Source organism: Bacillus carboniphilus, from assembly GCF_020524035.2.
Taxonomy (GTDB): Bacteria; Bacillota; Bacilli; order Bacillales; family JAIVKR01; genus Bacillus_CC.
Map to the genome: position 1 here is coordinate 494,568 of NZ_CP129013.1, position 23,550 is coordinate 518,117.

Here is a 23,550-nt window from a genome sequence, read left to right on the forward strand (position 1 = left end):
GTATATCTCTCTTTAAACATAAGGAGTTAACAATGGGAAAAAAACTTATCTTTAAAAAATGTAATGACATAACAGTAGATGATTCTCAAAAAATAAAGCAAGTCGGTGTTGATAAAAATGGAAATATCTTTATTTTATATGAATTAGATCATTTCATTTATAAAATTACTCATTATGTAAATAATGATACGAACACTTATCTTTTCAAAATAAACAAGAAGATTGATTTTATTGGATTTTTGAAAGAAGAGGTACTTTTTGTAAAATCAGTTACTTCAGAGGATGAGGATAATGCTTTTTTATATAATTTAGATGGGTTATATGTAAAGTCATTTTTTGTAGGAACTGGAATTTCAGTTTGTCAAACGGATCACAAAGGAGAAGTTTGGATTGGATATAATGATGAAGGGATTTTTGAACCCAATTCATTAGGTGAAAATGGAATCATCTGCTTAAACGAAAAAGGTGAAATAATCATTTTTGAGAAAATACATAAATCAATGGAACAAGGTTTAGTACCTATAATAGATGAATGTTATGCGATGTCAATGTTTCAAAAAAGTATATGGATGTGCTACCTTGGAAATTTTAATACCCAACTAATTAGAGTTGAAAATGAAAATAATATTAGTGTATGGAATGATTTAAAAATTGGAACGGTTGATTGTTTTGCAACCAATGGAAAGTTCGTGGTTCTTAATGAAAATAAAGGATATTTCCTTCTTAATTTAGAGCTGCAAACAATGTTAGACCTTATTCCTTGTAATGAAAATAATAAAGTCATTGATCCGGATAGAACATTTGCATTTAATAATAAAGTATTTATAATTTCAGGAGAAGCAGCCTATATCTCTGAGATATAAACATTTATTATGAAAGATTAAGGTAATTTGATTGAGTTTAATTGTTATTGGAGCGATCGGTTTCTTTATTTGAAAGAAGGTCAATCGCCGTTGGTTTGTCTATCTTTATAATTAGCACAATAGAATACTAAGTAGAGGAAAAACAGTTGGAAAGTATAGTGAAATTATAGCTTAAGTTGATACTATGAACAAAAAGGATAAGAATTCATTTTATTTTTTGTGATGACATTCATTTAGGAAATTTAAATCTAATCAATTATGAGATCGTTATGTTGCTTAGCCTTTACGTTTTTAGAAAGCAATCAAGAAGATATAAAGGTAAAAAAAGGTAGGGGATAGAGAATGTTTCTAGAAAAACATGAACCAGTATCGATTAAAGAGTCCATTTGGTTCGATGAAAAAGGGGACGTCGTTGATAGTGAACATCCTCATGTTACATTACAATTATCAAAAATAAACAGATACATTGTAGAAGTAAGTCAGACTAACAAAATGACCATTCCTCCTTTCTTTCATTGGATGCAAAATATAGGCTATATTATATATTGCATCTCTGATTGCAGAAAGAGTGCTGATAATATGACAAAAATACAAAGAATTTTTTTTTGAAAAAGAGAAAGCAAGATTGAAATGGAATTCAAAGGAAGGATGTATTAGTGTTTAATCTGTTCAAGATAAAATGTCAAAAGTAATTTCTTTGGAACTAATGATTAGTCAAATTGAAAGTGCGAAATCTTTTAAGAAAAGTCTAAGACTTTCAATATTTTGAGAAAATAAGACATACTCCTTCCATGAATTCGTGCCTGCTTAAAATGTCTATTTTCTGTTTTTCATCCCCTTGATATAGGTCTGTAAAATATAAGACAACGACTCTTTCTTACTTACCCCAATTAAAATCTAATTGTCTGTTTATGCCTCTTTCATGAAGGAATTATTAGGGTGCTATTGAATAGTTTACTTATAAGAACTTGTCTTCTATGTAGGATTGCTTTTAAAATGATTGCTTTAGGTTATAAATATTGGAGAAAAAGAAGGGATCAAATGAATATCTTTATAACAGGGTTTCCTGGTTTTATTTCTGAGAGGTTAGTTGAAGAGCTTATTAAGGATGAGGACGTTGATCACATTTATTTGTTAGTCTTATCCCCAATGAAGCAAGAAGCAGAAAAGATATTAGCTAAACTGAATATAGGTGATCAGCAAGTAACCATCGTAGAAGGAGACATAACAAAGAAAAGGCTAGGAATAGAGGAGGGGCTGTTACATACGCTCTATTCCACTGTTACGCATATTTACCACTTGGCAGCTATTTATGATCTTTCTGTTCCATTTGATTTGGCTTATCAAGTCAATGTGAATGGGACAAAAAACATGAATGATTTTGTCTATTCTCTTGAACGGTTAACTAAATACGTATATGTAAGTACAGCTTACGTGTCAGGGGAAAGAGAAGGAACTATATACGAAAATGAATTAGACCAAGGTCAAACGTTTAAGAACCATTATGAAGAAACGAAATATTTTGCAGAAAAAGAAGTGCAAACATTAGTTGCAGATGGATTACCAGTTACAATTATAAGGCCTGGGATTGTAGTTGGGGATTCAAGGACAGGAGAAACAGCAAAGTTTGACGGTCCTTATTTTATCTTAAATATGTTTAGAAGAAGTTTGCTCCCGTTTCAACCAGATTTGGTATCAAGGAAGGAAGTAGAGTTTAATTTTATACCAGTTGATTACTTAGTAAAATCCCTTCTTGTAGTAGGGAAAGATTATCAAGCAAATGGGCTAACTCTACATATCACCCATCCGAATCCTAAATCGATTCAATATGTCTTAAGAGAAATGCTAAAAATTTATTCAGGAAAGGATTTCAAAGGCAAATTACCTGTTCAAGCTGCTAAGCAACTTGTGAAAAATAAAAACGTAAGAAATCGTATAGGTATTCAAAAAGAAGCGATTGATTATTATCTTTATGATGTACATTATAACTGCCAACATGCAGAGGAAATCTTAAAGAAACATGATGTCACTTGTCCAGAAGTTCAAGAATTCTTGCCAAACTTAGTAGAATACTACCGTCGTTACGCAGATGATACTAGTAAACAAGTGTATAATCGTTCGTATTGAATTAATATAATTTTAAATGTGTAAATTTCCTTTGATGCCTACCACTGAAGGAAGTTCTTGTTGACTTTTAAGACTTTTCCTATTAATCTATAAAAGTAGATTGATATTGTTCGGATTCCCACCAAAGGGGAGTAGCTGTCAAGAGATTCGTTTCTCTTGAAAACAAAGTCGTCAATTCATGGATAATCCATCGGCTTTGTTGACACTTTCGTGTTTTGCAAGACCTTTGCTCTATGGCAGAGGTCTTTTTTGTTTGTTATACACAATCTGCATGAAGGTTCTTGTCATGAATTCCGAATGGATTTGATTATAGAGAGGAGATCTTTTGTCTTGGAATTTACATTACTATTAGAATATGGATGGGTATTACTTGTATTAATTTTTCTTGAAGGACTTCTTGCTGCTGATAATGCCCTCGTTATGGCTGTTATGGTTAAGCATTTACCTTTATAGAAACAAAAGAAAGCACTATTTTATGGGTTAGCAGGAGCATTTATTTTTCGATTATCAGCGCTGTTTGCGATTTCATTTATTGTAGGAGTATGGCAGGTTCAAGCGATTGGTGCAGCCTATTTACTGTTTATCTCCATTAATCACATAATTAAAACTTATAAACATAAGGAAGAAGAAACTGAAGAAAAGGAAAGAAAACAGTCCGGATTTTGGATGACTGTATTAAAAGTAGAAGTAGCAGATATTGCCTTTGCCGTTGATTCAATTTTGGCAGCTGTGGCCCTTGCTGTAGCTTTACCACCTACATCTCTTCCAGCCATCGGTGGTATGGATGGAGGACAATTCCTAGTCATTTTTGCAGGTGGATTTATGGGCGTTGTCATTATGCGCTTTGCAGCAAATCTGTTTGTAAGGCTATTAAGAAAGCGACCTCATTTAGAGACAGCAGCGTTTGCAATTGTTGGTTGGGTGGGTGTCAAGCTTTTGCTTATGACACTTGCTCACCCTAATATCCATGTTATCTCGGAGCACTTTATCCATTCTATTTTATTTAAAGCGATCTTTTGGGGAGTATTACTTGTTATTGCTGTAGCTGGTTGGTTTTTATCAAGCCCTAATGTAGAAGAGGAGAATCATAAATCTAGCTCACAAGCAACCATTTCTCAATAATCATATTTATTTAAGAGAACCTCTAGTTTAAAAGAGGTTCTTTTTTGAGTTTTATAGGTGAATATACCTATTTTCAGATAGTGAGTCTTCTTTCCTGTTTTTCTTTCAAAGGTTTGAATTCAAAATATAAAGAGTCTATGATAAGAAGAAATAATGAAAGAGTAAAACAGGGAGGATACCATGCCTTACACTGTAATTGGTCTGGATGAATCTGTTGAGCAAACGGTTAGTCTTATTCAAGATGGAGACAAGTTTAGACAAAATCTATTAATTTCCCAATTTAAACCTTTTGTTGCTAAGACTGTTTCGCAAGTTTGTAAGCGTTATATAAGAGAACAAGACGATGAATATAGTATTGGGTTGATTGCTTTTAATGAAGCTATTGAAAAGTATACGACAGAAAAAGGTGGATCATTGTTATCATTTGCCCAAGTCATAATTAAAAGAAAAGTCATTGACTTTATTCGAAAAGAAGCGAAAACGAAAAAAAGTTCACACTATACTCTGTCCGAAGATGAAAATCAAAATAGCCTCATTGAGACTCAATTATCTATGGAAGAATACGAGGTGGAAAGAGAAGCTAAAAAACGTAAAGAAGAAATGGTCTTATTCAAAGAAAATTTAAAGCCTTTCAATTTGAGTATTAAAGATCTCGTTAAGTATTCACCAAAACATGCTGATGCAAGAAAAAATGCTATTTTAGTTGCTATAGCGATTACTCAAAATCAAGAATTACAAAATTATTTGTTTGAGAAGAAAAAGCTTCCTATTAATTGTCTGCAAAATAATGTATTGGTGAGTCGTAAAACTATTGAGCGTAATCGAAAATATATCATCGCAATGACCATTATTTTAACGGGTGACTACCTTTATTTAAATGACTATTTAAAAGGAGTGCTCCAAACATGAGAAAGGGCATTGTTGTTGAAATGTCTAAGAAAGAGGTTATTTTGTTAACTCGAGAAGGACAATTTCTTAAGAGAAAAATAGAGAAAAGGTCTTATCGATTAGGTGAAGAAGTAGATATTCTTAATGAAAAATGGAAGCCTTTCTATTTTTTGATTATTTCGATATTCCTTTTTATCTTTGTATTTCTTGGTGAAATGGTTCTTTTTTGAAGGTAAAAGTGGTTAACAAAGTCTCTAGGAGGATTTTCCTAGAGACTTCATTCTTAAGCCTTACTGATTTTGCTGTTGATTAGACAATTGACTTTGAGATTGAGCAACTAATCGTTTCGTTATTTCTCCACCAACAGATCCGTTGCTTCTAGCAGCTGAATCAGGACTTAAGTTCACACCAAATTCTTCGGCTACTTCCATTTTAAATTGATTTAAAGCAGCTTCTACTCCAGGGACCACTAGTTGATTCGAACCTCTAGCCATTAATAATCACTCCACTTCATTACATCTATAAATTGTATATTTAAATTCTTTCTGTTTAGACAATCGAGTTTACTTTTAGGATAACCTGTTTTACTTGCTCTATGAATTGTAATTATTTCAAATCTAATATATTAATCCGTTAGATTTTCCACTTTTCTCATTTTTGCTACGACAATGTAAAAGGCGGGAACGATGATGAGAGTTAAAATGGTTGAGAAAAAAACTCCTGAAACGATACTAATGGCTAAAGGTTTAAATAATGGATCGTTACTTAAAGCAACAGGCATTAAGGCTGCTAAAGCCGTAAAAGCGGTTAATAAAATGGGTCTAATTCTTGCTCTTCCAGCCTCAATGACCGCCTCATTTATTCCCAATCCTGCTTTAAGTCTTTGTTCAATAAATTCGAAAAGGACAACTGCGTTTCGAACGACAATACCAGCTAATGAAACTATTCCCATTGTTGCCATAAAGCTAAAGGGTGTTTGAGTGACGAAAAGTCCAGCTACGGCTCCAGCAATTGCTAAGTATACAGAACCTAAAACTAAGAAAGGAATGGATAAGGAATTGAACTGGAATGCGATCGTAATGAAAATTAAGATCATGACAATTGCAAATAATAGAGTGATTTCTACAAAAAACTGTGTTTGACTCTCGTTTTCTCCCCCAATTGTGAGTTGAACGTTTTCATCCATATTTCCTCTGGTATTATTGATTAGTTTCTCAACATCTTCTTCAAATGACTCTGAGTCACCCGGATAAGCTTTAATCGTTATCGTCTTCTCTCCGTTCTTATGCGGAATGGTCTCATAAGATTGGATCGTTTCCTTTGTTACGAACTGATCTAATGAAATACTATTGAAATCTCCATTCGCTTTTTGAACTGGGATTGTTAAGGCGTTTAAATCCACTTCCTTTTTATGGATATTTGTATCCTGCTTAAGAACTAAATCGATTTGATTCGTTTTGGTTTGAAAGCTTCCGAGAGGAATTCCTTCAGTTGCTAACCGTATTTGATCACTAATCGCTTTTGCGCTAGAGGAAGACTCTGCTAGCTTGTCACGATCATACGTATAAAGGTACGTATCTGTAGGTTCCTTTACGTTATCAATAATGAGCCCATTATCAATTTCACCAATGTCTTCTTTTAGTTGGTCTCTAACTTCTATTAGTTTTCCGAAATCATCCCCCTCAATGTCCACCGTTACAGGTGCGCCTACTGGAGGACCTTGAACAATGGTGTCTAAGAAGATTTCCGCCTGTTGATATTTCTCTCTTATTGGACTGGTGTTTTCTTCAATGAATTGAGTGGCTGTTAACGATTCATTATCAACTCGAATGACTAGTTGCCCCGTATTATCACCTGGATTTGTTATGGAGGAACTAAATAGGTTAGGTACGCCTGAACCAGCAAAAATCGAAGTTTCTTCTATTCCCTGTTTATTTTTTAGATCGTTTTCTAAATCCGTTAATAATGCAAATGTTTCTTCTAACGTTGTGTCAGTAGGAGTTGTTACGGAAATAACTACTTCTTGTTTATTGGCTGCCGGAAAGAATTCAAAAGGAACAAAGGCACTTAATCCAAAAATTGCTGTCGATAAAATAAGTCCACTTATACCAAACATAATCGGTTTTTTTGTTACTTTTTTCAATAGAACATCTGCATAGAAATCAGCTAACTTTTTTAAAGGTTTTCCTAATAATCCAGGTTCTTTTTTGGAGATTTTCTTTTTTCTTTTATTGATCTGATATTGATAAACAGGAACTAATGTCAACGAAATAATCATAGAAGCAACAATGGTTAAAATTAAAACGGTAGGTAATGATCGAATAAACGAGCCATTTGAGCCTGACAAGAATGTTAAAGGTAAAAATGCAAATACAACGGCCAGTGTTGAGGTGACAATCGATCCCCATACTTCCTGTACGCCTGTTTTTGTGGCTTGAAGCAAGTTTTTTTGTCCTGTCATTTTATATTGCCTCAAAATATTGTCATTCACCACGATTGCATCATCAACAAGAATACCTAACGCGACAATCAGTCCAATTACAGATATTTGGTTTAAGTCAATATTAAGAAAAGGTAAAGGTAGCAAACCTAATGTAATGGAAATTGGAATCGCAAGTGAAACAATAAAGGCTCCGCCAATGGTTAACCCTAGAGTTGTTATAATAATTACGGCTAAAACAGCGACACTTGCCTCTTTTATTAAACTAGAAAATATTGAATCGACATCGGCTTTTTGAGAGTAATATGAAATCATTTCTATATTTGATGGTAAATTTACTTCTGTTTTAATTAAATTATTTACTTCGTTGTATATAGTAGGAATATCTAATCCAGGTTTAATATTAATAGTGATTGAATAAGCGGGTTTTCCTTCATATGAAACAATATCTTTAAGGGTTTCTTCCTCTAATCGAAATGTCCCTACATTGGATAATTGGATTGTATTTTGTGTAGTTGGGGAGTAAAGCCTAATGTTTTCAATGTCAGAAATATCGGTATAATGATCGAGGGTGAGTCGTGTACTCCCTTTTTCTCCAAGAGGAGTCGTGTTATACTCTTTTTGAATGGAATTAATAATTGTCCCAACATTTAAACCGTATTTAGCTAATGATTCTTGGTTAAGGTCAAAAGCTGCCTGCTCGTTTTCAAACCCTTTAATTACCACATTTGCAACGCCATCAATTTCTTCAACAGATGAAGCTAAGTCTTTAATTTTGTCTTGTGAACCTTTTAAGTCTGAAAAGCTATTTGCGGTGAACAAATAGGATGCAACTGGTACATTTCCAAATTGGTTATTAATCGTTGGTTCAAGTGTTTCCTCTGGTAATGAGTCCTTTACCTGATTTATTTCTTGTTGCAAGACTGTTGTAAAGTCATCAAAATTCACTTGATCTTCTACTTCTATAATGATGTTGGAAAATTCGGTAGATGAAGTGGAGGAATATTCTTCAATTCCCTGCATATCTGAAAATCTCTTTTCCAATATATTGGTCACTTCCGTTTCAACTCGCTGGGCATCTGCGCCAGGATAGACAGTCGAAATGGCCATAATATTAGGAGTAAATTCAGGAAGTTCTCTTTTTGGAAGTTGAAAAAATAAATAGCCTCCTGCAAGTGTAATTGCAAAGTATAGCAGAATGATCAGTTTGCCCCTTTTTAAAAAACGTTCAAACATGTTTCTCCCCCTATCTCGATAAAATTTAGTCAAATTTGACTAAATTAACTATACCACACTTTCTTAATGTATTCATGTTATAAAATTGTAAAAAATAAAGCTCATTCATCATGAATGAGCTTTATTTAAAATAACAGTTGTAATAGATTAATGCTTTTCTTTGTATGTGAGAGGAAAGGACAGAGAGAACAGTAATGGAGATAATGTGCCTGATTGTCATCTTCTCTTTCGATGTAAGGATGGTAATTTGTTCTAAATTATAATTTACGATTTCATCTATTTTAGCCTCCAAGGATGGCTCGGAAAAATGAATAATTTTTACATCTTTCAAATGATCAAGAGCTAAAGCGTATTGCTCGTAAAAAAAGAGGGGACTTAATAAATCGTCACTTCGATCTGATAAAGTATTAAATACAAAAGAAAGAAGATGTCGTATGGCTTCAAAATCTAAAGTCGCCTTTAAATCTCGAACGACTAACAAAAGTGCAGCCTGTTCAATCGAATATTTTTTTCCTAGTTCTGGTGATCCAATTACTTCTTTTACGTCTCGTTTAATCCAGTTTTGAACGGAGGTAGATTTTAAAGATGTTAGTTCACATAAATTACCTAATGAAACAATGTCATTCGTCGATAGTCCAAAAGGTTGTTTTGGTTTTTTTCGTTCAAATCTCAACAAAAATTCAGGAAGTCCTTTTTGAATTTGGTTTTGTAAGATAGAACGAGGTGTTTCATGAAGCTCACCTTTTAACGAGCGAAGTAATCTTGCCATTGTTTTTCGGTTGATTTGATATTCCTCCATAGTAGCCTCCATTTCTTAGGACGAGGAATGTTTTTTTGCTTTTCTATTTCTGTCCATGAATCTATATGTAAATATTTTTACAAACTGTTTATGTGATTTAAAGGTTTTATACTTGCTATTTTAACAATTCCTAACTATAATTCATATTATAATATAAGTTCAAATGAACTCAAAATTTCTGGAGGTAGAAATGGCAAAACGAATTTCATTACTGATACTTACCAATGTTTTGGTATTAACCACAATTGGAATCGTGTTATCTTTGATTGGTTTTTCTGGATACGTTGATGGACAAGGAAATTTAATGATTGGACCATTATTAGTATTTAGTTTAGTAATCGGTTTTAGTGGATCTTTTATTTCACTTCTAATCTCAAGATGGATGGCAAAAAAAATGATGGGGGTTCAAGTTTTAAACCCTGATGATCAGCTTTCCCCAATGGAGCGCCAATTAGTTGATCGTGTTCACCGTTTAGCTAGAGCCGCTGGAATGACTGTGATGCCAGAGGTAGGGATCTATCGTTCTCCAGAAGTCAATGCTTTTGCTACGGGCCCTTCTAAAAGACGATCACTCGTCGCCGTTTCAGAAGGACTATTAAATGAAATGGATGAAGATGCAGTAGAAGGAGTGTTAGCTCACGAGGTTGCTCATATCGTAAATGGAGATATGGTCACAATGACTATCCTGCAAGGAGTTGTCAATACCTTTGTAGTCTTTTTTGCAAGGATTGCGGCTTGGATCGTATCGAATTTTGTTAATGAAGATTTAGCAGCGATTGTTCATTTTGTTGCAGTGTTAATTTTTCAAATTTTCTTCTCTATACTTGGTAGTCTCGTAGTTTTTGCATTCTCAAGATATCGAGAGTTTCATGCAGATCGAGGAGGAGCGGATTTAGCAGGAAAGGATAAAATGATTCATGCTTTAGAATCCCTCAAACGCTATACGGAACGTATTGATGATAGTCAGGATTCCTTAGCGACATTAAAAATTAGTGGGAAACGTTCAAGTATATTCTCAACACACCCAGATTTAAACGACAGAATAAGACGTTTAGAAGCAAAATAAAGATGATAAAAAAAAGATGAATTCGAATTGGAATTCATCTTTTTTCAATTATAGGGTGATTGCTGTATAATTACCTAAAACATAGAAATTCGGAGGGGTTTATGGTTAGACTTCAAGGGGAACAAGTAGTATTAAGAAATTTTAAAGATGAAGATTTAGATATATTGTATTATTGGCGATTTGAAGACCTTAATCAAGAAGCGAAAAAATGGAATGGTCCATACATTAAAGAAAGATGGATGTCGAAAGAAGAATTTTCAAAGAAGTGGGGACCAAAAGATCAAATCAGTCCAGGTGTTTATGACCAGTTAATTATTGAAGTAGAAGGGAAGGTTATTGGGACTTTTAGCTGCTATTGGATTGATCAAAATACCAATTGGTTAGAAACAGGAATTGTTATTTATGACCCTCAATACTGGAGTGGAGGGTACGGAACAGATGCTTATCGATTGTGGATCGATTATTTATTCAATGAAACTTCTATTCACAGATTAGGGATGTCTACTTGGTCAGGAAATATAAGAATGTTAAAAGTCGCTTCAAAAATTGGAATGAAGGAAGAAGCAAGAATTAGAGAAGCGAGAGAGGTTAACGGAGTATTATATGATGCTATTAAGATGGGGATCCTCCGAAAAGAATGGACAGCTTTAAAATGAGAACAAATTTTTAAGAAGTGACCTATACATACCCTATCAAACCCACCTTACATTTTCGGTGGGTTTTTAAAAGAATACGTTTCGAACCACTTGTTCTCTTTATTAAGCTTATAAACATCAAAGGTTATCCAAATACTATAGATAAACGCTAGAAGTGGTGAGAAGAAGCTCCCTATACCTTCTGAGAAAAATAAGAAAGCATAGTAGATAAGTCCAATCGTTACTAGTAACTTTAAAATAAATACGTGTAAGTAAGTAGGTTTCAAAATTTTTGTCCTTTCTTTATAACTTTTCCTTCATCCTATATTATCATGATGGTCTAAAATAAATGTCAAGAAAAGATTTTATTGATTAACCCTTTCAATTCCTCTTTTTATTCTTTAATATAGAGGAATGATATGAATGCTAGAGGAATGAAAAAAATGTATAGAAAAATTCGAAGGAAATTATATCGTTTATCTCCTTTTCAATTAATTGTCTCTTACTATTTAATCGCGATCGTTGTGTCCGTTAGTTTATTAAGCTTACCTATTTCACTGCAAGAAGAGGCGGAATGGACCTTTATCGATGCCCTTTTTACTTCCGTTAGTGCAGTTAGTGTAACAGGATTAACAACAGTGCCTACTGCTGAAACCTTTTCTGTTCCGGGGGTTTTTATTTTAGCCTTTGTTTTACAGTTTGGTGGAATTGGGGTAATGACACTTGGAACATTCATCTGGATGATCATGGGGAAAAAGATTGGGTTAAAAGAGAGAAACTTAATTAAAACAGACCATAATCAATCTAATTTGTCAGGTCTGGTTAACTTGATCAAGCAAGTATTGCAATTAATTATTGCCATTGAAATTATAGGAACGATCATTTTAGGAACGTATTATTTGAATTATTATCCTTGGCAAGAAGCTTATTTGCAAGGTTTTTTTGGTGCGGTTAGTGCAACGACGAATGCGGGATTTGATATTACTGGTGAATCGTTAAAGCCATTTGCTAATGATTATTTTGTTCAGTTTGTGACCATTGTATTATTAATTCTAGGATCTATTGGTTTTCCTGTTTTAATTGAGATTAAAGATTTTATGCTTTCAAAAAATCCACAAACCTATCGTTTTTCTTTATTTACTAAATTAACGACGATTACTTTTTTTGGATTGTTGATTTATGGAACGGTGATGATTCTTTTACTTGAAATGAATCATTTTTTTGCAGATAAATCTTGGCATGAAGCTTTTTTTTATGCTTTATTCCAATCAGCAACGACGAAAAGCGCTGGATTATCTACATTGGATATGAAACAACTTAGTTATCCAACGCTATTTGTTATTTGTGGATTAATGTTTATTGGAGCTTCTCCAAGTTCAGTAGGTGGAGGAATTCGAACAACCACTTTTGCGCTAAACGTTTTATTTATTTATTCGTTTGCAAGAGGATACAGGTCCGTTAAGATTTTTAGAAGAGAGATTCATGAGCTAGATATTTTAAAGTCATTGGTCGTTACAATAGTCGCTATTTTCATTTGTTTTGCTTCAACTGTGATTTTATTAGTGACTGAATCCTTCACTATTATGGAAATTATCTTTGAGGTGTGTTCTGCATTTGGTACGAACGGACTATCTATGGGGATTACGCCTTATTTATCAAATGCAGGAAAGATTGTCATTATGTTTTTAATGTTTGTTGGTCGAGTTGGCCTCTTGACATTCCTTTATTTAATTGGAAGTAACCAAGTGGAGGCGAGATACCATTATCCGAAAGAACGAGTAATTATTGGATAATAACAATTAAATACATGAGATGGTATTTACCATCTATGCCCGTCTTGTAGACGGGTTTTTATTTATTTAATAACATTTAAAGGATACGAGTAGGCTTCAAAATCTACTTTATATAATTTTTCGACAAGTGATTTTGTTTCCTTGTCATAAAAACAATCGTAGGAAGGGATAGGCTCGTTTTTAATTATTTGTTTCGTATATAATTTGGTATCCGCATATTGTTCATTTAGCTTCATGTTTGATCTGTTATGGTGGTTAGATTTTGTCAGTTCATGCAAGGGGGAGTTTTTTAAATTATATTTTGCTTCAATTTGTCTGATGTGCTTATTAAAGCTTTCAAGTTTAATATAGTGATCAATTAGATGTTCAACCCCTTCAGTGTATTGATAAGCAAAATGATTGTTGATGTGTGAATGTTGTAAATTATAGTTAGTTAGTGTTTGTAAAAAAAATTTAAAGGATAGTCCCTTTGTAGCATCCACATTAATTTCATCTTGAAGGATTTTATGTTTCACTGTGTGAAAAAAAATACTAACGGCTCGGGTGTAAGGGTTTCGAATTAACTTATATACTACTTTTTCTTTTCCTTTAAGTGATTTTATAATTTCATTTTTATTAGGAATATAGTATTCATTTTTACAATAATTATGAATTTTTCTAATATTATCAATATTATCCTCTCCCATTTGATAAAGAAACCATTTTGTCAGTGATGTACACCCGCATTTAGGTGCGTAAAATATTATTATTGGAAATTTATTCGAATATAAAGGACCTTTAATGTGATCTAAAGAAAACTGTTTTTGTGAGTTCTTCATCATTCAATTCCTCATTTCCTTTTTTAGAGTCAGAAAGCATAAAAATTTATCCTTATTTGGATGACGCTTTCATCACTGTCTAGCTCCATTGCTTAGCAACTCGTAAGTTTCTCGACGCACAGAAACAAGATGTGTATTTTTAGACGGGCGAATGCTCCTTTCTTATATTTAATGTAAAAGGTAGTCAATTTGCTTGTGTGTTTGTCTATTTTATAATTGAACTAACATTTTTTTGTTTAAACTTTATATATTGAATAACATATAGGTTTTTTGAGACAGGGTTTGTATTTTTTAGAGTTTTGAGTTAAGTAGAAAAAATGTATGACAAGGCTCGTCTAAATGACGGGCCTGTCTTATAAAAAATCACCTCAGTTATTATTAAATAAAATTCCGTTTGTAAGAGTAGGTTTCAAAATCTACTTTATATAGTTTTTCGACAAGTGATTTTGTTTCCTTGTCATAAAAACAATCGTAGGAAGGGATAGGCTCGTTATTAACTATTTGTTTCGTATATAATTTGGTATCGGCATATTGTTCTTTTAGCGTCATATATGAACGGTTATGGTGGTCAGATTTTATTAGTTCATTCAAGGGGGAGTTTTTTAAATTATATTTTGCTTCAATTTGTCTGATGTGCTTATTAAAGCTTTCAAGCTTAATATAGTGATCAATTAAATGTTCAACCCCTTCAGTGTACTGAACTGCAAAATGATTATTTCCTGGTCCATGCTTTAAATTACGGTTAGTTAAAATTTGCAAAAAATTTTTAAATGATAGTCCCTCAGTAACATCCACATTAATGTGTTCTTGTATTTTTTTGAATCTTAAAGTTTGTAAGAATATACTAACGGCTCGGGTGTAAGGGTTTCGAATTAACTTATATACTACTTTTTCTTTTCCTTTAAGTGATTTTATAACTTCATTTTTATTAGGAACATAGTATTTTTTTGTATAATACTTATGAATTTCTCTATTAATATTAAGATTATCCTCCCCTATTTGATAAAGAAACCATTTTTTCAGTGATGTACACCCGCATTTAGGTGCGTAAAATATTATTATTGGAAATTTATTCGAATATAAAGGGCTATTAATGTGATCTAAAGAAATCTGTTTTTGTGAGTTCTTCATAAATCAATTCCCCATTCCTCTTTTTTATATTAGATGTAAAAGGTAGTCAATTTGCTTGTGTGTTTGTCTATTTTTGAATGAAGTTTTAAAATGTTTCGTTTTAACTTTGATACATTACTGTCATTCGATCATTAAAGGTATGAATAAATTGTATTCTTTTTTAAAAAAAATAGAGATAAAGGAGGAATCAAAATGAAAAGGAAAGTACAGTATAACCAAGCTCAAAAAAATAACACGACGCCAAAAGAAAGTAAATCTGATACTGAATTTTCTTCTACGTATGACCAGGAAAACCCTATGAAAGGTGCCAATAGAAATTCAAAAGCAGGCTCACAAGGAGAACATATAAATGACTAAAAAAAATGAAAAAAAGAGTGGAGAACAAAAGCAGCATAAAAAAACGATGAATCCATCTATTCTGCAAGAAGAGTTTAGCTCTGAATTAGGGGATTACAACTCAACCAAGATTTATGATGTTCTGGAAGGAAATCGTCATAAGATTAGAAGTGATAAAGAAAAAGACGATCAATGTTAATTCATACTGCGGGAGACTTTATACAAGGTTCTCCCTCTAAATACTATGAAAGAAAAGGTAAGTTGATTGACATGCAATTTAAAATTGAGTATGATTCGTTTAAGTACTTAAACGTATAAACTGAGGTGGACATTTTGACAGAAGAAGTAATTGATGTTTTTCGTAGTTGTATCCCCTTATTACAAACATTAAGTGATCCTGCTAGACAAGATATTATCGTTCTATTGGTTCGTCATCATACATTAACGGTTAATGAAATAACAAATCACTCAACTTTATCTCGACCTGCGATTTCGCATCATTTAAAAATTTTGCGCGATAATGGTTTAGTTACGATCGAACAGAAAGGGACTCAGCGTTTTTATTCTTTACAACTAACCGACGCTATTGAAAGAATGAAACGGTTAATTACAACAGTAGAAGGTGCTTGTTAAGGGTGAATGGTCAAGAGGCAGACGAAGGTTTTAGCCAATTCGTTTGTTTTTGCCCTAAGAAAGTTCTACTTATGGTGCTTATGTTTATATGTTTAAACAATTAAAAAAAGGAGTGGGGTAAAGATGAATAAAACAGTTTTAATTACCGGTGCATCTTCAGGTATTGGGAAAGAGTTTTCCTATCAACTAGCGGAAAAAGGAATGAATCTTGTTCTAGTAGCAAGAACAAAAACAGCTTTAGAACAGCTAGCACAAGATATTAGGAGCAAATATAATGTAGAGGCAACTGTTTTAACTGCTGACTTAAGCGTCGAGTATGCGGCAAAGGAGGTTGTGGCTAACCTTAAGGAAAAAGGGTTAGAAATAGATTACTTAGTGAATAATGCAGGGTTTGGAACGACAGGAGAGTTTCTAGATAACGCTATGGAAAAAGATCACCAACAAATTATGGTGAATATTGCGGCAGTTACAGATTTAACACATGAATTGTTACCCTCAATGGTTAAGAAAAAATCAGGAACCGTTATTAATGTTGCTTCGTTAGTTTCTTTTCAACCAGTACCTTATATGGCTGTTTATGCAGCTACGAAAGCCTTTGTTTTATCGTTTACAGAGTCATTGGCAGAGGAGTACCGTTCGAAAGGAATTACTTTCTTTGCTATATGTCCAGGAGCAACAGAAACGAACTTCTTTAACGCAGCTGGAGATAAGACCCCAAGTAAGACTAGAACACCAGAGCAAGTCGTCCAAACAGCTTTAAAAGCAATAGAGAAAGGGAAGAATTATGCGATTGATGGCAAAATGAATTACGTCATGGCTCACTCATCAAGGTTTTTCTCTAGAAAACAAGTTGCCAAACTTTCAGCAAAAATGTCTCAAAAAAATATGCAATAAGCATATAGTTTAGTAGAGCATGATTTTCTAGAGGAGGAAGAGGATGAAACCGACATTTGTTTACGATGATAAACTACTTGAAAATGAGGATCGTTTTACAGATCCTTTTTTCAAGCGTTACAAATTGAAACCAGCTGATCAACCTCTACAACTTGATAAACAAATAAGGAAAACGTATTTGTTTCCAACTTTTTATCGTGATGTTACATGTTCAATCGCAATTTTTTTATGCAACTATGAACAAGCAGAAAAACTGATGCCTCATCCTGAGATTAAACCAATAAAGATGCCCAATAATCGATCATTAGTTGTCTTCTCAAGTTATATATACAATGAAGTGTTGGGGATTCAACCATATAATGAGGTGGCTATGAGCATACCAATATTGGTTAACCCTTCACGTAATCCAATGGTTTTACCACTTGTTTTAGAAAATTTATTTAAAAATTTTGGCTATTATGTTTTCTCTATGCCAGTTACCTCTCAGGAAAATTGCATTCGTGGAAATGAAATTTGGGGTCTCCCTAAAGTGGTGCAAGAAATTGATATTTATGAGGAAAAAGAACAGGTGATTACAATCGTAAAAGAGTATGATGGGACCCCTTATTTAACGTTAACTTTGCCTTCAACAGGCAAACAGAAGAAATTCGATGTGACTTCAAATTTATACACCGTTTTAAATGGGGACCTATTGCAAAATGAAACAAGCTTCCAAGGTGATTTTACCATTCAAAGAAATATGAGGAAGCTGTTGAGTATAGAAAACAGGAGTAAAGCCATAAAAATTGGAAAGAGCCCTCATGGGGATCTATTGAATCAATTACAAATTGAAGAAGAACCTTTGCAAGTTAGATTTGCTAAAGGAATGAATAGTTGCTTTCATTTGCCTAATGAGCGATACAAAGCGCCTATAAATATGGGGTAAAGAAAACGAGATCGTGAGGAAGAACTCACGATCTCGTTTTCTTTTGTATTTCATCTAATGGACTACTATAGAGTTGAACGTTCTCATTTTTATAGTAAAACAGCACAAGAGTTTCTTGCAACTTGATTTCTTTCTTTTTTAAATAATGCTCTAAATCAAATGTAAACGTTTCGATTCTTGTATGTTTAAATAAATCCTTTTCTAATAATGGCTGTTTTGAGAAGTTCCCTCCAATTGTTTCAGGAGTTTGCAGGATTACTTTATAAATTTGCTTTTGCTCTTCTTTTGTCAACGTATTGCCTTTCCACCATGACTTTCTAGGTCGATGCTTTTGTAATCGTAAGTAGTCATAGGTCAGTAAATCTTTCGTTAATTGTGCGCTCTGTTTGCTTGATGAAGCTTTGATAAACTCATATAAACGATAAAAAAGATCTTCTAACTGATGGCCAATCCTGCTCCAATCATGTACCTCCCAGTACGAACCGAATTGTTGGAAAAAATCAAAAGGCGTGTCGAACAATTCACATACAATAAATTCAATCGTTTCATCCATTCGATGATCATTCCAATACTTTTCTAATACGTCTTCTACTTGTTTAATTTTAATAATATCGTCAAAGGATAGAACATTGTTTCCTAAAATTTCATAAGGAGGGGTGTCCATAAAAATATATTGATGTTTGTCTGCACTTAGTCTCAATCCAGTGCCTCTTAACATTTTTAAAAAACCTAATTGTAATTCTTCGGGTCTTAAGGCAAAGACATCGTTAAACGTTTGACGGAATGAATGGTAATCTTCTTCTGGTAATCCAGCAATAAGATCTAGGTGTTGATCAATCTTTCCACCTTCTTTAACCATGCTTACTGTACGGGTTAATTTGTTGAAATTTTGTTTTCTCTTCACTAGTTCATTGGTTTCATCATTGGTAGACTGCACACCAATTTCGAAACGGAATAGTCCTTCAGGGGCATTCTCATTTAGAAATTGGATGACTTCTGGTCTCATAATGTCTGCCGTTATTTCAAACTGAAAAACGGTTCCAGGAATATGTTCATCAATTAAAAATTGAAACATCTCTAAAGCATAACTTCGACTAATGTTAAAGGTTCGGTCGACAAATTTAATTGTTTTAGCACCATTTCTCATTAAATGTCGAATGTCTTCTTTTATTTTCTCCCTATCAAAATACCGAACACCCACTTCTATAGAAGACAAACAAAATTGACAGCTAAAGGGACAACCCCTACTTGTTTCAATATACGTTACCCTTTTTGATAAATGAGGAAGGTCTTCTTTAAAGTTAAAAGGAGAAGGCAAAGTTTTTAAATCAATCTTATTTCTTTGTGGGTTCATAATAATTTTGCCATCATCTCGGTAGGCTAAACCACTAACTTCTTCAATCGAACTTTTATCGTTGATAGCTTGCAAAAATTGCTTGAACGTTGCTTCTCCTTCGCCTATTGAAATAAAGTCAATTTCCGGTACAGTTTCCATCCAGTGCTTAGTATCATAAGTGACTTCTGGTCCGCCAACTATAATAACCAATTGTGGGTCGATTTTTTTAAGCATTTTGATAACTTCAATGGATTCTTTAATATTCCATATATAACAACTGAATCCGATTACTTCAGGTTGCCTTTTATATAGATCTGTCACTATATTCATAATCGGATCTTTAATGGTATATTCTGTTATTGAAACATTAAATTCTTCTGAGGCATAAGCTTTTAAATAACGGATAGCTAAGTTTGTATGAATGTATTTTGCATTCAACGAGGTTAATACAGTATGCATAATGATTTCCACTCTTTCTATATTTCTTTCAATTCATTATACGCGAATTTACTTTAAAAATAAAAGGAGCATGAATGGTTGAAAAAATTGAAAGATACTGTATGATGATTCAGTTTAATAAAGGATTCTGGTTGACTTTGTAGAACTTTATACAATAAACACCAAATTTAAATTAAATAATCATATAGATTTTTTGTTACATTTTAAGGGGTGAAATATATGGATCCTAACATAGGGATTGAAGAGAAATGGAGAATAAAATATGAAATGGCTAAACAGGAACTCGATCAATTAAAACAAGAGTACTCCGTGAAACAGTTTGAGCTTGATCATAAAAATTTTATGCTAGAGCAAGTGTTAGATGCCATGATTGTTTTTGATCAATCTTTTCATTTTGTTGATGTAAATGATATAACATGTAAACTGTTTGAACTAACTAAAGAGACGCTTTTAAGAAAGAATCTAAAAGATTTTCTTGAAAAGAAAGACTTAGAAAAGTTATCTTTTAAAAAGCAAAAGTTCTTACAGAGAGGGTACTTAAAGGGAGAGTTAACGATCCATCTGTTAGATGGTACTTATAAATATGTAGAATATACGATAAAAAGGGATACATACAGTCATTATTACATAGCTATTGGACGAGACATAACATCGAAAAAACAATTAGAATCCGAGAAAAACATGAGTGAGGAACTTTTTCATGAGTTGTTTCATCATGCAATTGACGGAATGATTGTCTTTGATGAGATGGGGAAATGTATAGATGCAAACCCCTCATTTTGTAAATTAGCAGGTTTATCTAAAAATGAGTTAGCATATAGGGATTTTAGGATATTTATTGAAAAAAATCAGAAGGAACGTATTCGTAGCATAAACAAGTCCTTGTTAGAAACTGGAAAGGCGAGAGGGGAAATTCGAGTTGTCTTCACTAAAAACGAAATAAAATATGTTGAATTCACGGTTAATTCTATAGGTTTTAATGGTTTTTACGTAGCCATCGTTAGAGACATAACAGAAAAAAGAAAGATGGAAAAAAGATTATTTGATAGTGAACAAAGGTTCAGAAATATTTTTGAGAACGCAGTGGACGCAATTTTACTTCTAAATAATAATGGGCAAGTAATTCGTGCAAATAAAGCGGCTTCTAAAATGTTTGAAATTTCTAGGGATAAACTAGTAAAAAGCAAGGTTTTTGAATTTATTGATAAACGTGATCCAGAACTGCGTCATATTTTAAAGAAATACTTACGAACAGGTACCTTACGTGAGGAGCTATTATTTAGTATGCCAAATGGACAAATGAAACAACTGGAGTTCACCGCTAAACGAGATTACATAACAGGTCAACACTTAACTATTTTTAGAAATGTTAGTGAGCGAAACATGATGGAAAAAGAGTTGAGGGAAAGTGAACAGAAGTTTAGGAAAATCTTTGATGGTGCTATGGACGGAATCATATTGTTTAATGATGAGTTTTATGTAATTGATGGGAATCTTGCTGCTTCAAAAATATTAGAAGTACCGTTAAATAAATCAAAGAATCAGCGTATTTTTGAGCTTATTTCTGATATTAATACCGAAGTTGTTGGACCTGATAAAAATTGTATATTTTGTGAACAAGATGAGTTTTCAGAAGAGTTTTCTACTACTTTACTAAACGGCACAGAGAAAATTATTGAGTGGTCTTTAAGAAGAGGCATTTTAGAAAACTTAAATATTGTTATCTTTAGAGATAAAACCGAGAGAAAAGAGATGGAGGAGCGACTTCGGAAATCAGATACTTTAAATGTTGTAGGAGAGCTTGCTGCAGGAATAGCACATGAAATTAGAAATCCAATGACTGCTTTGAAAGGGTTTATTCAACTTTTAAAAGGTAGTTTAGAAAATGATTATAGTATGTATTTTAATATTATCTCTTCAGAATTAAACAGAATTGAGACTATTATAACGGAGTTTTTAATCTTAGCAAAACCACAGGCTGTCAGGTTTCAGAAAGAAAATATTGTTAAAATAATGAAGGAAACGATAGAATTATTAAGTCCTCAAGCCATTTTAGTTAATGTTCAAATTCAATTAAGCTATGATGATCAACTGCCTAATATATATTGTGAAGCGAATCAATTAAAACAAGTCTTTATCAATATTATTAAAAATGCAATTGAAGTAATGGAAGATGGAGGGGAAATTCAAGTTCGTATAAAGAATAAAGGGAAGAATATGATTCAACTATTTATTAAAGATGAAGGAACGGGAATACCAAAGGATAAAATTAAACGATTAGGCGAGCCCTTTTATACAACAAAGGAAAGAGGAACTGGCTTAGGTCTGATGGTCAGCTATAAAATAATCGAAGAGCATGAAGGTACGGTAAGAGTCTGGAGTAAAGAAGGGGAAGGGACTACTTTTTCCATTTCACTACCAACTAAGCACCAGAACATTTGAGATATGTTTGAATAGGACAAGTTAAACTAATCCTTGATATGGATAATTTCCAAGAAAGCTTGTATATCAATGTCTTTTCTTTGTAAGTAATTAAGAAAACTCAAGCCAGTTACATACTTTCACTTTTTCATTCATTAATTCTCTTCCCTGTCATACAAATAAGATGAATCAGTTAAAAGGAGGCATCATGAGATGACATATGAGGAAAGAAAAAGAATATCAACGTGTGATTGTTGCGTAGAGGGGCTAGAGAGAATTATCCGCAATAGCTTTAGACAAGGGGATACCATCGGTGTAACGTTTTTTTAACCAGACACAAGGAGCAGCAAGTATTTTGTTGGGGAATTTGTAAATGTATGTGATAAGGTATTAATTGTCGATGATTTACTAGTGGAAAATACAAGAAGCTTTCTTCCTTTATGTGATATTGAAAGCGTTGAAAAAGGGATTGTCTTAGATGAAATTCCTCCTGAACCATTGGTGATCCAAAATTCCAAAAAGTAGTTGTGTATACGTATACCATTAATAGTACGATAAAAATCCTTTTTCTTTATTGAGAAAGGGTTTTTTTATGGTGACTTGTCACAATGTTTCCTTAAATACATATTATTTATTAAGAGAAAAATACTTGACTGAAGGAAAGAGGTGTGTGCCAAGTGAATAAAATTCAGAAAAAAATGTTTATGTATACGATGTTTCTTGAAAAAACAAATATTATTACGGAAAATCAGGCGAAAGAGTTAAAAAAGATAGCTTTAAGAGGTTGTTCAAAAAGCCCTAAAAAAATGTCGGTTGAATAACTTTGTTGGTTTGCTTTTCCGCTCCTCAGGCGCACACGAGGTGCTAGCGCAGGCGTTAACTCGCGCGACGTGGTTGTTCTTAGCCTGTGATCCTTAAGCAGACCGCCTCGTTCTTGTCTAGCTTCAGCCCTTACATCCTCGAGGTCATAAGTCAAACATTTAGTGAAGGTAAAGAACACCTTCACGTTATGTTCGCCTTATGCTGGTCGGATGTGAGCAAAGGGCTTCAGCTTTTCTATTCAGCGTCCTTTTTTTCCCTACTTTTAGAACACACACTTTAAACAAGAGTTCATAAAGAATGAGACTAATTTTGAAAAATTGAGGCAACCGCATAAGCACGTATACTTACATTCACATATAGTGAAGTATATTAGAGTAAAGGAGGTTAATGAATGGCTAGTATTGTTTTTACAAGTGGCAACATTTTAAATAACTCCTTTTTTGGTCCAACCAATAGTGTTTTAATTCGCAACACTGATCCCAATAATGCTGCTACCGTATCTTATCGATTGTATGATGTAACCACATCACCGCAAACCTTAGTAAATCAACAGATTTTTAGTGTGTCAGTCAATACAACTGAGGAAGTTATATTCGATCCAACCTCATTAACAGAATTCGCAATAGATCTTCGAGTAGATATGAATAATCGTTCCGAAAGTATTATGGCTACAGCTGTACAACCTACGTTTACACTGTTTGATGGTGATGGGAATATTGTTCAGTTTGAACGTTTCTTTGTTTCTAGGCCAAGAAGGACTGTAACGATCAGCCTTTAGATAAGTAAATCTAAAATAAAGGAGGCGA

22 protein-coding genes and 1 pseudogene are annotated in these 23,550 nt (G+C 33.2%); 17 read left to right on the top strand and 6 right to left on the bottom strand.

Annotation, left to right across the window (positions count from 1 at the left end):
- Positions 1 to 32: 32 nt before the first annotated feature.
- The 6 genes and pseudogenes from LC087_RS02515 (at position 33) to LC087_RS02540 (ending at position 5,230) form a co-directional block, all read left to right on the top strand.
- Positions 33 to 863, top strand: coding sequence for a hypothetical protein (locus tag LC087_RS02515; RefSeq protein WP_226538922.1), 831 nt, complete (start codon positions 33 to 35; stop codon positions 861 to 863).
- A 342-nt stretch (positions 864 to 1,205) separates the two neighbouring features.
- Positions 1,206 to 1,472 carry a hypothetical protein gene (locus tag LC087_RS02520; protein ID WP_226538923.1) on the top strand — a complete coding sequence of 89 codons (267 nt, stop codon included), beginning with the start codon at positions 1,206 to 1,208 and terminating at the stop codon, positions 1,470 to 1,472.
- Positions 1,473 to 1,904: 432 nt separating this feature from the next.
- A complete protein-coding gene (locus LC087_RS02525; protein ID WP_226538924.1) occupies positions 1,905 to 2,990 on the top strand; it encodes an SDR family oxidoreductase in 1,086 nt (361 codons plus the stop codon).
- Between the two features lie 330 nt (positions 2,991 to 3,320).
- A pseudogene (locus tag LC087_RS02530) lies at positions 3,321 to 4,112 on the top strand (TerC family protein).
- Positions 4,113 to 4,292: 180 nt separating this feature from the next.
- Positions 4,293 to 5,021 (top strand): RNA polymerase sigma factor SigI, encoded by a 729-nt coding sequence (sigI, locus tag LC087_RS02535; protein ID WP_226538926.1) that lies wholly within the window; start codon positions 4,293 to 4,295, stop codon positions 5,019 to 5,021.
- Positions 5,018 to 5,230, top strand: coding sequence for an anti-sigma factor domain-containing protein (locus tag LC087_RS02540; protein ID WP_226538927.1), 213 nt, complete (start codon positions 5,018 to 5,020; stop codon positions 5,228 to 5,230). Before sigI ends, LC087_RS02540 begins: the two co-directional genes overlap by 4 nt.
- A gap of 60 nt (positions 5,231 to 5,290) precedes the next feature.
- On the opposite strand, the gene LC087_RS02545 is transcribed toward LC087_RS02540, so the two are convergent.
- The 3 genes from LC087_RS02545 to LC087_RS02555 form a co-directional block, all read right to left on the bottom strand.
- The gene (locus LC087_RS02545; protein ID WP_226538928.1) at positions 5,291 to 5,494 is read right to left on the bottom strand and encodes an alpha/beta-type small acid-soluble spore protein; all 204 of its coding nucleotides are present in this window, start codon (positions 5,492 to 5,494) and stop codon (positions 5,291 to 5,293) included.
- A gap of 131 nt (positions 5,495 to 5,625) precedes the next feature.
- Entirely contained in the window at positions 5,626 to 8,676 is a 3,051-nt protein-coding gene (locus tag LC087_RS02550) for an efflux RND transporter permease subunit (RefSeq protein WP_226538929.1), read from the bottom strand.
- Positions 8,677 to 8,797: 121 nt separating this feature from the next.
- Complete coding sequence (locus tag LC087_RS02555) at positions 8,798 to 9,475, bottom strand: DUF1836 domain-containing protein (RefSeq protein ID WP_226538930.1); 678 nt, start codon at positions 9,473 to 9,475, stop codon at positions 8,798 to 8,800.
- Positions 9,476 to 9,665: 190 nt separating this feature from the next.
- On the opposite strand from LC087_RS02555, the gene htpX reads away from it, so the two are divergent.
- The 3 genes from htpX (at position 9,666) to LC087_RS02570 (ending at position 12,969) form a co-directional block, all read left to right on the top strand.
- Positions 9,666 to 10,541, top strand: a complete 876-nt coding sequence (gene htpX / locus LC087_RS02560; protein ID WP_226538931.1) for a protease HtpX — start codon at positions 9,666 to 9,668, stop codon at positions 10,539 to 10,541.
- 101 nt (positions 10,542 to 10,642) lie between these two features.
- On the top strand, positions 10,643 to 11,197 hold the full coding sequence (locus tag LC087_RS02565; protein WP_226538932.1) for a GNAT family N-acetyltransferase: 555 nt from the start codon (positions 10,643 to 10,645) through the stop codon (positions 11,195 to 11,197).
- Positions 11,198 to 11,619: 422 nt separating this feature from the next.
- Positions 11,620 to 12,969, top strand: a complete 1,350-nt coding sequence (locus tag LC087_RS02570) for a TrkH family potassium uptake protein (RefSeq protein ID WP_226538933.1) — start codon at positions 11,620 to 11,622, stop codon at positions 12,967 to 12,969.
- A gap of 62 nt (positions 12,970 to 13,031) precedes the next feature.
- Here the strand turns inward: LC087_RS02570 and LC087_RS02575 are convergent, their stop codons facing one another.
- Together LC087_RS02575 and LC087_RS02580 are read right to left on the bottom strand one after the other, a co-directional pair.
- Positions 13,032 to 13,787, bottom strand: a complete 756-nt coding sequence (locus tag LC087_RS02575) for a sulfotransferase family 2 domain-containing protein (RefSeq protein ID WP_226538934.1) — start codon at positions 13,785 to 13,787, stop codon at positions 13,032 to 13,034.
- Between the two features lie 378 nt (positions 13,788 to 14,165).
- Positions 14,166 to 14,918: a sulfotransferase family 2 domain-containing protein gene (locus LC087_RS02580; protein WP_226538935.1), complete on the bottom strand. Its 753-nt coding sequence runs from the start codon at positions 14,916 to 14,918 to the stop codon at positions 14,166 to 14,168.
- 192 nt (positions 14,919 to 15,110) lie between these two features.
- Here LC087_RS02580 and LC087_RS02585 point away from each other — a divergent pair, with 192 nt between their 5' ends.
- From LC087_RS02585 to LC087_RS02605, 5 genes are all read left to right on the top strand, one after another.
- Positions 15,111 to 15,275 (top strand): hypothetical protein, encoded by a 165-nt coding sequence (locus tag LC087_RS02585; RefSeq protein ID WP_226538936.1) that lies wholly within the window; start codon positions 15,111 to 15,113, stop codon positions 15,273 to 15,275.
- Positions 15,268 to 15,453 (top strand): hypothetical protein, encoded by a 186-nt coding sequence (locus LC087_RS02590; protein ID WP_226538937.1) that lies wholly within the window; start codon positions 15,268 to 15,270, stop codon positions 15,451 to 15,453. Before LC087_RS02585 ends, LC087_RS02590 begins: the two co-directional genes overlap by 8 nt.
- A 134-nt stretch (positions 15,454 to 15,587) precedes the next feature.
- On the top strand, positions 15,588 to 15,887 hold the full coding sequence (locus tag LC087_RS02595; protein ID WP_226538938.1) for an ArsR/SmtB family transcription factor: 300 nt from the start codon (positions 15,588 to 15,590) through the stop codon (positions 15,885 to 15,887).
- 123 nt (positions 15,888 to 16,010) lie between these two features.
- Positions 16,011 to 16,781, top strand: coding sequence for an SDR family NAD(P)-dependent oxidoreductase (locus tag LC087_RS02600; RefSeq protein WP_226538939.1), 771 nt, complete (start codon positions 16,011 to 16,013; stop codon positions 16,779 to 16,781).
- Positions 16,782 to 16,824: 43 nt separating this feature from the next.
- Positions 16,825 to 17,706 (top strand): acetoacetate decarboxylase family protein, encoded by an 882-nt coding sequence (locus tag LC087_RS02605; RefSeq protein WP_226538940.1) that lies wholly within the window; start codon positions 16,825 to 16,827, stop codon positions 17,704 to 17,706.
- Between the two features lie 25 nt (positions 17,707 to 17,731).
- Here the strand turns inward: LC087_RS02605 and LC087_RS02610 are convergent, their stop codons facing one another.
- On the bottom strand, positions 17,732 to 19,501 hold the full coding sequence (locus LC087_RS02610; protein ID WP_226538941.1) for a B12-binding domain-containing radical SAM protein: 1,770 nt from the start codon (positions 19,499 to 19,501) through the stop codon (positions 17,732 to 17,734).
- A gap of 219 nt (positions 19,502 to 19,720) precedes the next feature.
- Here LC087_RS02610 and LC087_RS02615 point away from each other — a divergent pair, with 219 nt between their 5' ends.
- The 3 genes from LC087_RS02615 to LC087_RS02625 all read left to right on the top strand — a co-directional run bounded on the left by LC087_RS02615 (position 19,721) and on the right by LC087_RS02625 (position 23,522).
- A complete protein-coding gene (locus tag LC087_RS02615; protein WP_226538942.1) occupies positions 19,721 to 21,943 on the top strand; it encodes a PAS domain S-box protein in 2,223 nt (740 codons plus the stop codon).
- Positions 21,944 to 22,599: 656 nt separating this feature from the next.
- Positions 22,600 to 22,743 (top strand): hypothetical protein, encoded by a 144-nt coding sequence (locus LC087_RS02620; protein ID WP_226538944.1) that lies wholly within the window; start codon positions 22,600 to 22,602, stop codon positions 22,741 to 22,743.
- Between the two features lie 392 nt (positions 22,744 to 23,135).
- On the top strand, positions 23,136 to 23,522 hold the full coding sequence (locus tag LC087_RS02625) for a hypothetical protein (protein ID WP_226538945.1): 387 nt from the start codon (positions 23,136 to 23,138) through the stop codon (positions 23,520 to 23,522).
- Positions 23,523 to 23,550 lie beyond the last annotated feature (28 nt).